The organism is Ensifer sp., assembly GCF_031989085.1.
Classification (GTDB): domain Bacteria; phylum Pseudomonadota; class Alphaproteobacteria; order Rhizobiales; family Rhizobiaceae; genus Ensifer.
Window position 1 is genome coordinate 1,946,126 of record NZ_DALZXU010000001.1, and the last position, 14,117, is coordinate 1,960,242.

Annotated in this window: 12 protein-coding genes and 1 riboswitch; of the genes, 3 read left to right on the top strand and 9 right to left on the bottom strand. The window is 63.3% G+C overall.

What is annotated here, in order from left to right:
- The first annotated feature begins 179 nt into the window (after window positions 1-179).
- The gene (locus RTP54_RS09450) at window positions 180-1,259 is read left to right on the top strand and encodes a DUF2865 domain-containing protein (protein ID WP_112834169.1); all 1,080 of its coding nucleotides are present in this window, start codon (window positions 180-182) and stop codon (window positions 1,257-1,259) included.
- On the opposite strand, the gene bluB is transcribed toward RTP54_RS09450, so the two are convergent.
- The 3 genes from bluB to RTP54_RS09465 all read right to left on the bottom strand — a co-directional run bounded on the left by bluB (window position 1,168) and on the right by RTP54_RS09465 (window position 4,401).
- Entirely contained in the window at window positions 1,168-1,959 is a 792-nt protein-coding gene (gene bluB / locus RTP54_RS09455) for a 5,6-dimethylbenzimidazole synthase (protein WP_312362153.1), read from the bottom strand. The two genes, RTP54_RS09450 and bluB, sit on opposite strands and share 92 nt — an antisense overlap.
- 44 nt (window positions 1,960-2,003) lie before the next feature.
- Window positions 2,004-2,213, bottom strand: a riboswitch (cobalamin riboswitch).
- Between the two features lie 76 nt (window positions 2,214-2,289).
- Window positions 2,290-3,111, bottom strand: a complete 822-nt coding sequence (locus tag RTP54_RS09460; protein WP_312362155.1) for an SDR family oxidoreductase — start codon at window positions 3,109-3,111, stop codon at window positions 2,290-2,292.
- A 96-nt stretch (window positions 3,112-3,207) separates the two neighbouring features.
- Window positions 3,208-4,401: a phytanoyl-CoA dioxygenase family protein gene (locus RTP54_RS09465; RefSeq protein ID WP_312362157.1), complete on the bottom strand. Its 1,194-nt coding sequence runs from the start codon at window positions 4,399-4,401 to the stop codon at window positions 3,208-3,210.
- Window positions 4,402-4,501: 100 nt separating this feature from the next.
- On the opposite strand from RTP54_RS09465, the gene RTP54_RS09470 reads away from it, so the two are divergent.
- Window positions 4,502-5,527, top strand: coding sequence for a LacI family DNA-binding transcriptional regulator (locus RTP54_RS09470; RefSeq protein WP_112804810.1), 1,026 nt, complete (start codon window positions 4,502-4,504; stop codon window positions 5,525-5,527).
- A gap of 54 nt (window positions 5,528-5,581) precedes the next feature.
- Here RTP54_RS09470 and RTP54_RS09475 read toward each other — a convergent pair whose 3' ends face one another.
- Window positions 5,582-6,547 carry a quinone oxidoreductase gene (locus tag RTP54_RS09475; protein ID WP_312362160.1) on the bottom strand — a complete coding sequence of 322 codons (966 nt, stop codon included), beginning with the start codon at window positions 6,545-6,547 and terminating at the stop codon, window positions 5,582-5,584.
- A gap of 11 nt (window positions 6,548-6,558) precedes the next feature.
- On the bottom strand, window positions 6,559-7,047 hold the full coding sequence (locus RTP54_RS09480; protein WP_112834168.1) for a 2,4'-dihydroxyacetophenone dioxygenase family protein: 489 nt from the start codon (window positions 7,045-7,047) through the stop codon (window positions 6,559-6,561).
- Between the two features lie 111 nt (window positions 7,048-7,158).
- On the opposite strand from RTP54_RS09480, the gene RTP54_RS09485 reads away from it, so the two are divergent.
- The gene (locus tag RTP54_RS09485) at window positions 7,159-7,830 is read left to right on the top strand and encodes a helix-turn-helix domain-containing protein (RefSeq protein ID WP_112804804.1); all 672 of its coding nucleotides are present in this window, start codon (window positions 7,159-7,161) and stop codon (window positions 7,828-7,830) included.
- A gap of 1 nt (window position 7,831) precedes the next feature.
- Here RTP54_RS09485 and RTP54_RS09490 read toward each other — a convergent pair whose 3' ends face one another.
- The 4 genes from RTP54_RS09490 to RTP54_RS09505 form a co-directional block, all read right to left on the bottom strand.
- Complete coding sequence (locus RTP54_RS09490) at window positions 7,832-9,352, bottom strand: diguanylate cyclase domain-containing protein (RefSeq protein ID WP_312362165.1); 1,521 nt, start codon at window positions 9,350-9,352, stop codon at window positions 7,832-7,834.
- 160 nt (window positions 9,353-9,512) lie between these two features.
- Entirely contained in the window at window positions 9,513-11,249 is a 1,737-nt protein-coding gene (locus tag RTP54_RS09495) for an ankyrin repeat domain-containing protein (RefSeq protein ID WP_312362167.1), read from the bottom strand.
- A 165-nt stretch (window positions 11,250-11,414) separates the two neighbouring features.
- Window positions 11,415-12,242 carry a TolB family protein gene (locus RTP54_RS09500; protein ID WP_312362169.1) on the bottom strand — a complete coding sequence of 276 codons (828 nt, stop codon included), beginning with the start codon at window positions 12,240-12,242 and terminating at the stop codon, window positions 11,415-11,417.
- Window positions 12,243-12,279: 37 nt separating this feature from the next.
- Window positions 12,280-13,962 carry an NAD+ synthase gene (locus RTP54_RS09505; protein ID WP_312362171.1) on the bottom strand — a complete coding sequence of 561 codons (1,683 nt, stop codon included), beginning with the start codon at window positions 13,960-13,962 and terminating at the stop codon, window positions 12,280-12,282.
- Window positions 13,963-14,117 lie beyond the last annotated feature (155 nt).

A 14,117-nucleotide genomic window follows, 5' to 3' on the forward strand; every position in this document is an offset into this window, starting at 1 on the left:
ATCCGGCCGATCGCTCCTTCGCCTGGAGCTGTTAACGCAATACGAGGCTTGTCATTGCACACGCGGTGACAAGCCTTATGATAGGGCGCAAACAGGAAGAGCCGACAGCGACCGATCCCAGACGATAAGGGTGGCGCTCGTGCGGTTGAAGGAAGAGACGTTCGCCCTTGTTCCGGAACATGAAAGCCCTTGCCGCGGCGACCCTGCCGTTGCTTTTGGTTCTTGCCGATCAGGCGCTGGCCTCCAGCGTATGCGACCGCCTGAACACCCGGCTCGCCGAACTGCCGGCGGCCATGACCACCACGGCCGATACGCGCGACTATGCCAGCGCGATTTCGCGACAGAACATCGAGCTGCGCCGCGCACGCAACGACCGCCGGCGCGCAGGCTGCGGCTCCGGCAGTGTCGTCGTCTTCAATGGCGGCGATCCCGACATCTGCTCCGACATCAACAGCCTGATCGCCGAGATGGAAGACAATCTCGACATCCTCAAGTCCGAACGTCAGCAGCTGATCGCGGGCGATGGCGGCGACACGCGCCGGCGCATCCTGGCTGCGCTCGAAATCAACGGCTGCTACGGCGACCGCGAGGAGTTCGCCAGCACCGATCCCGACGCGCCCGAAACCCACCGCAATATCCTGCGGGACCTGCCGCCGGACGAAAGCTATGGCCCATTGCTGCGCGATGGCGGTGAAGGAACCTACCGGCCGGAAAGCGGCATCTATTCCGGCACGCTTCGCACCATGTGCGTGCGCACATGCGACGGCGCCTTCTTCCCGATCTCGTCAGAGGCAAGCCCTGCGGATTTTGCCCGCGACGAACAGGCCTGCCGTGCCCGCTGCCCGGGCGCTGAAACGGAACTGTTCTTCCACGAGCTCGCCACTGAAGAGAGCGACCAGATGGTGTCCGCCTCGACCGGGCGCCCCTACCGGGAGCTGCCGAACGCATTCGCATACCGGACGCGAGACGTCGGCAAACCTGGAATCTGCGGCTGCCAGATCCCGAAGACGGCAGCGACCACGCCGAAGGCAACGGGCGGCAGCGCCAGTGACAACCAGTCCTCGATCATCGTCATCGAAGGCACGAAGGGATCGGCGGCGCCCGTCAACAAGGCCGCAGCCCCCGCCGAGGAGCGCCCCTACGATCCCGCCAAGAGCAAGGTGCGGGTCATCGGCCCGACATTCCTTCCCCAGGAGGAGACGTCGATCGATCTTCGCCACCCGAAGGGCCCCGGCTATCAGCCGGTTCAGAACAACTGATCGCTGCCTCTGAGGGCCGTCGGTTTCCCCAACCTTCCTCGAACACCAGCTCGTCCAATGGCAGGCGCTGTCGCCAGCCCTTCGCCGCCAGTTCCGGTTCCTGATAGAGCTGGTCGACATAACCAAGGCAAAGCCAGGCGACGATCACGACATGATCGGGGATGCCGAGGATCGCCTTGATCTCGGCTTCATGGAAGATGCTGACCCAGCCGACGCCGACGCCTTCGGCTCTGGCCGCGAGCCAGAGGTTCTGAACGGCGCAGACGGTCGAATAGACATCCATGTCCGGATTGTGCGTGCGCCCGAGAACGACCGATCCACCGCGGGTGCGGTCGCAGGTTATGCATAGGCTCAAGGGCGCCTTGCGGATCCCTTCCAGCTTCAACGCGCGATACATCGCCTGGCGGTCGCCGTCGAACATCAGGGCCGCTTCGTCATTGGCACGGGAAAAGGCCTGCCAGACCCGCTCGCGGGTTTCCGCCTGCCGGACGAGGACGAAATTCCACGGCTGCATGAATCCGACCGAAGGAGCGCGGTGTGCCGCGTTCAACAGCCGCATCACCAGATCGTCCGGCAATGGCGCGGGCAGAAACTGATCCCGCACATCCCGGCGTGTTTCGATCGCCCTATAGACCGCCTCGCGCTCGCAGGATGAAAAGGCTTCGGCAGCCACAAGGCTGCCATTGGCGTCAGTCAGCATCGTTTGATCCCCAACAATGCACAACCTTCCGCCGTCCGCGCGGAATTCGGTCTATCTTGCCAGGCCGGTCTTCTGACTTCGGATCAGCCGGCCGCCTCACCTTCCCAGATCGGATGAAGATCCAGTGGCAAAATCTTGAGAATTATCAAGACTTCTTGAGGAGGCCGTCCCCGTCACAGCGTTGGGCACGTTCCGGAGTGACACCGGATTCCCGATTCTCCCGCATCGCGGGCACCTGACGACCTCATAAGGACACAGCCGATGGTGCATGACAAGCAAGCGTGAAGCCGCTTGCTTGTCACTCCACAGCCCCAATCGACGGCCAGAGCTTCAGAGCGGTGCGACCGGATGCGGCGAGCCGTCATACGCGCCCCAGACCGACTGGTCGAAGCAGATGACCGAACCGGTCATCAGTCCGGATTCGCTGGACGAAAGATAGGCACAGGCACGGGCCACTTCCGCCGGATCGACCAGCCGGCCGAAGGGCTGTCCGGCCGCTGCCTTTTCCAGCCAGTCGGCGGCGGCGCCATGAAATTCACGCTGGATGCGATCTTCGCCCTCCGATGCCATCCAGCCGATGTTGAGACCGTTGACGCGAATGCGGTTGCGCAACAGTGCATAGGCTGTGTTCTTGGTCAGCGTCTCCAGCGCCCCCTTGGACGAGCAGTAGGCTGCGATGAAGGGCTGTCCCGCCATTGCCGACATCGAGCCGATATTGACGATCGTGCCCTCTGTGCCTTCCCGGCGCATGACCTTGATGGCCTCCTGCATCAGAAAGAACGGCGCGCGCACATTGATCGCGAACATCCGGTCGAACAGTTCGGGGCTGGTGTCGAGGATGGTGCCGCGGTCGGTGATCGCTGCGGCATTGACCAGCGCGTCGACACGCCCGAAGGCGGCGTCGCAAGCGTTGACGACCTTGCGCGCATCCTCGACCTTTTCGAGGTCGGCCTCGACGTAGAGCACTTCAGCGCCGCTTGCCTTTCGGATCTCTTCCGCCTTTGCCTCGCCCTTGGCGGCATTGCGGCCGCAGATGACGACGGCTTTGGCGCCGCGCTCGGCAAACAGGCTGGCGATCCTCGCCCCCAGCCCCTGTGTGCCGCCGGTGACGATGGCGATCTTGCCGTCGAGACGGCCGTGGTGTTCGGTCATGAAATTCCTCCCGGGAGTGAAGATGACTTGGAAACAGGCAAACGGCCCCCGCCGCAGGACGGTGGGGACCGGCAATCTCGATAGGTCTTCCTCAGGTCAGCTCAGCTTGCGCCGTGTCTGCTCGTCAAGCGCCTTGCGGAACTCCTGATCGCTCCATCCGCCCGCCAGTGCCTCATGCATCAGTTGCGCCTGGGTCTTCGGCGCAAGGCCGCCAAGCGGCGGGTCCCGGTCGAGATTGGTCGGGAAGGAGTAGCCCTCGGCGCAGGACGCAATCGCATTGGCTGCCTCTTCCGGCGAAAGCGTGCCCGAGCCAGAAAAAGCCTTGAGCGCAGGGTAGAGCGTGGCACTCATCCTGGTGCGATCGACGGTTTCCATGGCCCGCCCGAAGGCCGAGGAGACCTGAAGCAGGTTGGCCACGCGCTTGATATCGGCCGAGCGGTTGCTGCCGGCGGCATGGTAAAGCGCCGGATTGAAGAACACCACGTCGCCCTTCTCCAAAGGCAATTGCACGTGGTGCTCGTCGAAATAGGCGCTGAACTCGGGACGCTTCAAGGCGAGATAGCCGGGCAGATAGTTCTGGCTGTAAGGCAGAAACAGCGTCGGACCGCTTTCAAGCGGCATGTCGCAATGGGCAACGGCCCCCTGCAGCGTCAGGACCGGCGACAGCCGGTGCACATGCGCGGGATACTGCTCAATGACGTCGGAGGTCTGGAAACCGAGATGGTAGTCGCGATGGGCCGATTGCGAGGCACCACCCGGATTGACGCGATTGACCTGCGCCGTCATCTGGTAATTCGGACCCAGCCAGGCCTCGCTGACGAGCGCCACAATGCTGTTGGCATAGTAGGCCGCGAAATTCTCAGGGCTTTTCAGGCAGTGTTTTTCGAGCGAATTCCAGATCCGGTCGTTGGCTCCGGGTTTGGCGAAGTGGTCACCACCGCCGCTGTTTGTGCGGTGCTGCTCCTCGATGATCGCATCGAAAATGCCGCTGGCCGCATCGATGACGCTGGTATCGGCATAGGCCCGTTTGAAGACAGCCACTCCCGGCCCGGTGGCCAGAGCCTCGCAAATCTCGGCAAGCGCGGCGCGGCGCCCGTCCGCTGTCGCACATGCAGCAAGCAGGCTGGCGCTGTCATAGATCAGCACGTTCTTTTCGCAGGCGAGCGCGTGGGGGTAGTCCGCAAGGTTTGTGCGGCGTTCGACCTCGACCCTGAACGCTTCGATGTCACAGCTGTCCTTGCTCAGCCAGACGCGGTCGAGCCGCTGGCGCTGCGTGTTGTCGGTTTTCATCTCGTTCCTCCTCAGAAACCCTGGATGTCCCGACTATAGGCGCCGCCCGATCGTGATATAGAGCAGGAAACCATCAAAAAACCATCAGGAGAGATCGCCGATGGCCCATCCGTTTCTGGTCAAGGATATCGCCTTTCAGGCTGGCCTCAGCACCGCGACGGTCGATCGCGTGCTCAATGGACGCCCAGGCGTGCGCCAGCAGACCGAGGCGCGGGTGAAGGCCGCCATCCGCGAGCTGGAAAAGCAGCAAGCCGGGTCGGAGATCCAGGGGCAGAAGCGCACGATCGATGTGGTGATGGAGGCGCCGGAGCGCTTCACGGAAGCCGTCCGGTTGGCGTTCGAAACGGAAGCGCCGACTTTCATGCCAACCACGTTCCGTTGTCGCTTCCACTTCGCCGAGACCATGCGCCCGCACGACATCGCCCAGTTGCTCGACCGCATTCGCCTGCGCGGAACCGATGGCGTCGTGCTGAAGGCACCGGACGTGCCCGAGATCGTCGGCGCCGTCGCTCGCCTGGAACAGGCGGGCATCGCGGTCGTTACACTCGTCACCGATCTGCCGAACTCGGCACGCACCGCCTATGCCGGTGCCGACAACCGAGCCGCCGGCGAGACCGCGGCCTATCTCGTCGGCGAACGTTTTGCCGAGACGCCGGCAACCGTACTGGTGACGATCTCAAGCAGTCGTTTCCGCGGCGAGGAAGAACGTGAGATCGGTTTTCGCCGCATCCTGCGCCAGCAATATCCGGCAATCCGTATCGTCGAAATCAGCGAAGGTCATGGCAAGGACATCGAGACCGGTGCCCTGGCGACACGTGCGCTCACGGCACATGCCGACATCAATGCGGCCTATTCGATCGGCGGTGGCAACCGCGCCGTGCTCGCCGCCTTCGAGCGCAGCGGACGGGCCTGCGCGCTGTTCATCGCCCACGACCTCGACCAGGACAACCTGGCGCTGCTGCGCGAACGCCGGGTCCACTTCGTGCTGCACCATGATCTGCGCAGCGACGCGCGCATGACGTTCCGGGCCATTCTCGCCCGGCGCAGCGGCAATCGCACCATCCTCGGCGGCAGCCGCCTTTCTGCCGTCGAGGTGATCACGCCCTTCAACCTGCCGGCCGCCTGAGGGCGCAGGCAGCCGTCCCTGGCATGATTGGCCCCGCAAATGCGGGACCTGATCTCACGCGGGCAGAAGTACGATCTTGCCGGAGAAGCGCCGGTCCTCGAGCCGGGTATGCGCCGCGGCACCGTCCGACAGTGCGAAGGTTTCGATGCGCGGGCGCTCGATGACGCCCGCACGCAGTGCCTGGAACAGCCGCCCGGCCCGGCTCAAGCGTTGCTGCCGGTCGGTCAGGAAATCCCAGAGATCGCCACCGGTGACGGTTTTCGAGTGCTCCATCAGGTAGCGCGGATCGACCAGCGGCGCCGGACCGCCGGCCATGCCGAACGTCACCAGGGTGCCGCGCGAACGCACCGCCGAAAGGCTGTCGAGAAGGGTTATGCCGACTGAATCGTAGGCGACATTGACGCCGCCGTTACTCAGGGCGCGCACCTTGTCTGGCCAGCCCTCGTCATAGCCGAGCGCATAGGCCGCACCCGCCGCCTTGGCGAGCGCCTGCTTCTCGAGCGTCGAGGCCATGCCGATGACGCTTGCGCCCCTTGCGATCGCAAGCCGGATCAGCAACTGCCCGACGCCACCGCCGGCAGCCTGCACCAGAACCGTGTCGCCGGCGCGGACGGCGTAGCTGTCTTCCACCAGATACTGCGCGGTCAGCCCTTGCAGCAGAAGTGCGGCAGCGTCCTCGAAACCGATATCGTCGGGGAGCGGGATCGCCCGCTCCAGCGGCACGGTCACCCGCGTTGCATTGGCAAACGGCACGTCGGCAAAGCCGATGCGATCACCGATTGCGACGCCTTCGACGCCCTCGCCGATCGCAATCACCTCGCCCGCCCCTTCGTAACCGGCGATGTGGGGCGCCTTGCCGGCCAATGTGTAGTTGCCATTGCGCCGGTAGATATCGGCGAAGTTCAACCCGATTGCCCGCGTCGCAAGCTGGATATGGCCGGGCGGCACAGCCGGATCGGCGACCTCGCGGTAGCTCAGGACTTCCGGCCCGCCGAACGTGTCGAATACCAATGCATGCATGGTTGTGCCTCCTACCGGATCAGTGTGCGGACGAAATCTTCGCCGAGGCCGACCGACTTACAGTGTGCCGCATAGCGATCGAGCCTGACGAGAACGTCGTCGTAGCCTTCGGCGTTGCCGTCGTCATCGAGATAGACCAAAGGACCGAACACATGGAACAACGCTTTCATGTGGCCGGCCTCCGGGTGAACATAGAGCGTATGGATATCGCCCGCCGGTTCGAAGATGAAGGTGCCGGGACGGGCGATCCAATCGCGCTCACGATACCCCCATGTGCCCTCCAGCGTCCAACCGGTCACCGGATTGGAGTGGCGGTGCCGTTCGATCGTACCGGCGCCCTTCGCCTTGAAGATGCTGACCCAGCTGCCGCCACGGACGTCGAACAGCAAGGGCAAGGTAAAGGCGCTGTCGCCGAAGGGCAGCCAGCGTCGCTCATCGGCCTCCGCATCGGCAACCAGCAACTCGTCGACCCCGTATCTGCTTTCCTGAATGTTGATCATAGTTCGTCCTCCCGTTAAGCTTCACAATCGGGATTTATCTACTATAGTGGATCTCGTCAACAGAATTGAGAATCATGAACTTTGACGGTATTGAGGGATCGAGGAGACGCCATGCCAAATCTGACCATCACCCGCCGCCCCGCCGAAGCGCGATTGCGCTCGAGCGAGGAGCGGCCAAGCGAACTCGGCGCCCGGGTCAAGGAGCTCAGGATCGCCCGCGACTGGACGCTCGAAGACGCAAGCCAGCGCATCGGCCTGTCCCGTTCGGCGCTGTCGAAGATCGAGCGCAACGAGATGTCGCCGACGTTTCACGCCATGCAAAAGCTCGCAGCCGGTTTCTCCCTCGACCTCCTGAGCTTTCTGGCTTCTGGCGAATCCAGCCCGCCGGCCGGTCGACGAAGCATCACCCGCAAGGACGACGGCACCCGTCACGAAACGCCGAACTATGGCCTGCGGCTGTTGATGGAAGAGGTGCGCAACACCGCCTTCATGGTCGTCGAGGTTCAGGTCCGGGCGCGGTCGCTCGACCAGTTTCCCGATTGGGACCGGCACGACGACGAGGATTTCATGTATGTCCTCGATGGCGAAGTAACGCTCTACACCGAGCACTACGCCCCGGCCGTGCTCAAGGCCGGCGACGCCGTCTACTTCGATGCGCGCCTTGGGCATGCCTGCCTGTCGACCGGCAGCGACGATGCCCGGCTGTTATGGGTAACTGCGCCGCTCGGCGGGCGCTTCAGCCGCGCCGAGGAAGGGAACGCCGAGGGCTCGGCGATCGCCTGAATCAGCCGGCATGTCGCCTGGCGATCTCTTCATCCGCCGCGATCCGCTCCTCCGGGGTCAGATCGTCCGCTGTCTGAACCCGGTTGCGGCCGCGTCGCTTGGCCAGATAAAGCGCCTCGTCAGCGGCCGATAACAGCGCGCGCGCGGTCCGACCGTGCTTCGGCGCAAAGGCGACACCGACACTGCCCCCGACGCGCAGCAACTGCCCCGCAAGTTCGATCGGCGTCTGGGCATCGATGACCAGTCCGGCAGCCAATGCCGTTGCATCGGCTTCCGCATAGCCGGTGCGCAGGATCACCCCGAACTCGTCGCCACCGAGGCGCGCGACCGTGCCCTTGCTGCCGACGCGACGGCGGTATCTCTGCGCAATCGCCACCAGCACCGAATCACCGGCTGCGTGCCCCTGCTCGTCGTTGACGGCCTTGAATTCGTCGAGGTCGATAAAGGCCAGCGCAAACGGCCTGTTGTCGACATCGAGAAGTGCCGCGGCAAGCGCATCGTCAAAGCCGCTTCGGTTAAGCAAGCCGGTCAGTCGGTCGTGCTTGGCCATGTGGCGGTTGCGCGCCTCACTCTGCTGCAGGGCGGCAAAGAGCGTTGCGAACCGAAAGGCGACAAAGGCCATCAACGATGTCACTGCGGCTGCAATGGCGATGACGCTCGGCAATATCTCGGCGCGCACAAACCCGCCGGGCGACTTGGGCGTCCAGGCAACGACAATACAGGAGGCGTCTGCGCAACGGCCGGCAGGGACATGGACGCTGTCAGCGGGCGTGTCCGACAGCGGCACGAATGACAGGCCGGTCACGCCGAGCTTTGCCTCGATGTCGCGCAGGGACCGCGCGGTGAGCGGACGAACAGAGGTCATGAACACCGGCTTTCGACGCGCGGCCGGAAGCTGCAGCGTTTCCGGGATGACGGCCTGGACGATGGCGATGCTCATCTGGCCGTCGATTTCGCGCAAGTCCACCGCATGAATGTTGGGCACGATCGGCGTTGCCGATTGCCGGTCGGGCCTGGGAATACTCAGCGTGTAGGTGTCGCCCTGGTTCCTCAGCACGTTGTCGTAGCGGCGCCGGGCCTCCTCGACCAGATCCTCGACGTCGTGGAGAGGCGCTCCGGCCACATCGGATGATACGACCAGCCCGTCCTTGACCGCGGTCGAGATATGCCCGTCTGCATCGCTGAAAATCAACCAGGAAAAGCCGTAGTCCTCCCACAGCCAGCCCGACAATTCCTGGGCGACGAAGACATCGCTTGGCCGACCCGCGGCAAGCTCCGCATAGGTGGCATCCCAGAACGAGACCTGGGCCTGAAATTGCACGGCGGCTTCCATCTGGTGGCGCAACTCGTTGGCAACCAGCCGGCGCTCGGCCGAAAGACCGAAACGATCCGCCTCCACCACGGAACGATTGAGAACGAAGATGAGGCTGGCGATCGTCAGGATCGCGAACAGGGTACAGGCCGCGTGGATTGCCCAGACTGCCCTGTTTCGCTTCGGTTGCCGAAACTTGTTGTCGATCACTCCAACGCCCCCTTACCGGACCAGCCGTTAAAGGCGAAGGGTGGCACCGGTCAGACGCCACCCTAAAGATCAAAGCAGAAATTTAGTTTAAGCAAGCTGGTATTGAAAGCCTTAAAGACTTCAACCGCCTAGTATAGAGAAACAATCACCGGTCGCACGACTACTGGTTGGGTGAATAATCCCGGCGCAACATCGAGACGATTTCTGCGTTGCCTGCGTCACGCGCCAGCTCCCGGATCGAGCGGGTGCCGCTGCCATCACGCAGGCTGGCATCGGCGCCTTTTTCGACGAGCAGCTTCACCACCGACGGTCTCCGGTTGACGACTGCGATCGCAAGCGGCGTCATCCAGTCATTCTGCGCGTCCGGATGACCGCGTCCGCGGAACCGGCCGAAGGGTATGTCGAGCAGCTCCGGCATTTCTTCTATGATATCCCGCACCCGTTCCGCCTTGCCGAAGGCGGCAGCGGCAAACAGGTCGAGCGGTTGTTCTTCGAGAAAGCGGACCATGTCGGCCTTGCCGTTGTAATGCGCCCAGCCGATCGGCGGCGCATGATGGTACGGGTCGCGCGCCATGGTGTTGGCACCCTTTCCGATCAGCAGCTTCGCCATTTCGATGTGCCCGTGCAACGCCGCCTCGTGCAGCGGCGTGCGCGAGGTCATGCGATTGACGTCGAAGCCGAGCGACAGCATAAGCGCCGCCTGATCCGCACGGTTTTCGCCTGCCGCCTCGTGCAGGATTGCCGGATGGGCGGCCTGCGCTCGTGAAACGAGCGTCGGATCGCCGGCCACGAGCGCTTCCGCCTCGCTTGCCTTGCCTTCTCCGATCGCCCGCGCCAGCCTGTCGACATCCGCGAGTTCGTCGACGGCGGCGCCCCGCGCAACCAGATACGCCGCAAGAGCCGCATCGCCGCCAAGTGCTGCCCACTGGTATGGCGTGCGCCCTTTCACCATGCGGTTGACGTCGGCGCCATGCTCGACCAGCAGACGCACGCGCTCGTCCATTCGCTTTTCCAGCGCCCAGGCGAGCTGATAGTCGAAAACGCTCTGGCTGTTTTCGATCAGATCGCCATCCTCCCGCACGAGCCAGTTGTTTCGATCTGTAGCCGTCAGCCCGTGGCGCAGCAGGATCTCCAGGCAGGTGTTGTCTGGCTCGAACATGCGGTTGTAGACCGCCTGGCTGTCATTGGCCCTGGCACCGGCCTTGAGCAGGCTTTCGGCAAAGGCTGTGCAGTCGGGATGCTCCGGCTGCCGTTCCTTGCCTGCCTCGCCCTCACCGAAAACGCCGGTCAGCGCCGTGAAGCGATATTGGCCGTCGTCCATCCAGAAGGCGTTGGCATCGGCGCCACGCGCGATCAGCCGCTCACCGGCGGCAAGCGAGGACCGTCCGGGAACGCGGGCATAGGCCGCATAGAGCAGCGGCTCCCAATCATAAGGACCGCCACGCTTGCCGATCAGTTGCGGCTCGCCGTCGAGCCAACGGTCTATCGCCTCGCCATCGCCGAGCGCGGCTGCGACATGGATGCTTTCACCGGCGATTTCAGGGTGTTCGTCGAGCAGATCTTTCGCCTGTCGATAGCGCTCGGGATCGGCGGCGATGTCGCCGAAATAGGACACGGTTGCAAGCGCCAGGAAACGGTTCGCCAGTTGCTCCGTGGCAGGCGTTCCGCTCGATGAGCGCTCGAGATGCGTCTTCAGTCGGGTCCAGCTGGAAAAGCCGAATTCCCTGGCAAGGACCAGTTGCACATCCTGCAGGCCGATGGCCGCAGGTTCGGAAAAATAGGGAAGTGCCCGCTGGCGTGCGGCGGCATCGCCGGCCTTCAGGGCCTTGAGAAAAGCCTTGGCCTGCTTGCGGATGGATTCGAGGGTAGCATTCGCGGGAAGATCGCGCGTGATCATGAAAGACCTCCTTTCATTCACGTCCGGTATCCGCGCCCACAGACTGAAAAGAGGTGTGGCAACCAAGTTCAGTGAAACAGGTGGGTCTGGCCCTTCCCGCGGATCGGGTGCGCCCTGCGAACGACATGATCGCTAGCACGCAGGCTGTATTCCTGTCCAGCGGTCTCAGCTTTCCGGTTGGTAGCGAACGAAGGCGAAACGATCGCCTGATGGAGACCAGTTCGGCACGTTCATCGTACCTTGCCCGCCGAAGAGTGCGAACAGTTCGCGCGCATTGCCGCCATCCATATCCATCAGCCGCAGTCGGACATCGAGATCGCGCGGATGATCGAAGACGTCGCCGTCATACGACAGCACCAGCAGGTGCCTTCCGTCCGGCGACGGATGCGGGAACCAGTCGCCATAGGGGCTGTCGGTGATGCGCTCGACGTCGCTGCCATCAGGCCGGATGCGCCAGATCTGCATGCGGCCGCTGCGGCTCGAATTGAAATAGATCCACTGCCCGTCGGGCGACCAATCCGGCCCGTCATTGCGCCCCTCGCCGTGGGTCAGCCGCCGCTCCTCGCCGCCCGCGACGTTGATGGTGAATACGTCGAAGACCTGGTCGCGAATGCCGCAGTAGGCGAGCGTTTGCCCATCCGGCGACCAGCCGTGCCAGTAGGACGGAAGGTTGGGCGTGATGAGCCTGGGAATGCCGCCTGAAGCCGGGAGCAGATAGATCGCCGATTTGCCGAACTCGGTCTTGTCGCTGATGGCGATCGTGTCGCCATCGGGTGAAATGCCATGGTCGTTGTTGCAGAGCCGGGCAAAACCCGTATCGATCCGCACCGGCTCGCCGCCGGCAAGCGCCAGACGGTAGAGCAGTCCATCGCCGTTGATGACAAGATGCGTGCCATCAGGCGACCAGTTCGGCGCTTCGACCAAGCTGTCCGTCTGCCAGACCACGCGCGTCTCGCCGATCAGGATGTCAAACGTTTCAACGGAACTGCGCATTGCCTTCCTCCGCTGCGACGAAGACAGCGATCATCCCCTAACCCCGGTCGCGAAATCGGTTGGTGATCGGGTAGCGGCGGTCGCGGCCGAAATTCTTCTTGGTGATCTTCACGCCCGGCGCCGACTGCCGGCGCTTGTATTCGGCGATGTAGAGCAGGTGCTCGATGCGGTGCACGGTCGGTTCGTCATGGCCGCGCGCCACGATCTCCTCCGTGCTCATTTCCTTTTCGACCAGGCATTCCAGAATATCGTCGAGCACCGGATAAGGCGGCAGCGAATCCTGGTCGGTCTGGTTGGGACGCAGTTCGGCCGAGGGCGCCTTGTCGATGATGTTCTGCGGAATGACCACGCCGGACGGGCCGAGCGCGCCGGGAGGCACGGTGGTGTTGCGCCAGCGTGAAATCCCGTAGACCTCCATCTTGTAGAGGTCCTTGATCGGATTGAATCCGCCATTCATGTCGCCGTAGAGCGTGGCATAGCCCACCGACATTTCCGACTTGTTGCCGGTCGTCACCACCATCGAGCCGAACTTGTTGGAAACGGCCATCAGGATCGTGCCGCGTGTCCGGCTCTGCAGGTTTTCCTCGGTAATCCCGGTCTCCGTGCCCTCGAACATGTCGGCGAGCGCGCCGAGGAAGCCCTCGACCGGCTCCTCGATCGGCACGATATCGTAACGGCATCCAAGCGCTTCGGCGCAATCCTTGGCGTCCTTCAGCGAATCCTTCGAGGTATAGCGGTAAGGCAGCATGATCGTGCGCACCCGCTCCTCGCCGAGTGCATCGACGGCAAGTGCGGCACAGATCGCCGAATCGATACCGCCGGAGAGGCCCAGCACGACATTCTTGAAACCGTTCTTGTTGACGTAGTCTCGGAAGCCGAGCATGCAGGCACGATAATCCGCCTCCTCACGCTCCGGCAGCCGCGATTTCAGGCCACCGGCACAGTGCCAGCCATCGTCGCCCTTCTTCCACTCGACGATCGATAGCGATTCCTCGAACTGGCTCATCTGGAATGCGAGCGACTTGTCGGTGTTGAAGGCAAAGCTCGCGCCGTCGAACACCAGTTCATCCTGGCCGCCGAGCTGGTTGGCATAGATCATCGGCAGGCCGGTTTCGATCACCTGCTTCAGCACCACCTGGTGGCGAACGTCCACCTTGCCGCGATAGTAGGGAGAACCGTTCGGCGACAGCAGGATCTCGGCCCCACTTTCTGCCAGCGTTTCGCACACGCCGAGATCGCCCCAGATATCCTCGCAGATCGGAATGCCGATGCGCACGCCTCGGAAATTAACCGGGCCGGGCATTTCGCCCTGGTCGAACACCCGCTTTTCGTCGAATTCGCCATAGTTCGGCAGGTCGACCTTGTCGCGCACGGCGATGATCTTGCCGCCATCAAGGACGGCGACGGCGTTGTGGCGGCCTGTCTTGGCCAGACGCGGAAAGCCGATGATGACGCCCGGGCCGCCGTCGGCGGTCTCGGCTGCCAGCGTCTCGACTGCCTGCAGGCAGGCCTTCAGGAAGGCGGGCTTCAGCACCAGATCCTCCGGCGGATAGCCGGAAATGAAAAGTTCGGTCAGAAGCAGGAGATCGGCGCCCTGACGGGCCGCGTCGGCGCGCGCGTCTCGCGCCTTTGCCAGATTGCCGGCGATATCGCCGACTGTCGGGTTGAGCTGGGCGACGGCAATGCGAAGCACGGTGGGAGCGGCGTTGTGTGCGGTCATGAGCGGGCCTGTCGGTCTGTTCTCGAACGAATGCGTCTGACTTTCGCACCGATCTTTAGCGCAATCCGCGGGGAAATTCCCACAGGCAATCATCGCCACGCGAAAAATTCCAAAAAATTCTGCTTTTCCGGCTTGTTATCGGCGCGCGCTCGCGC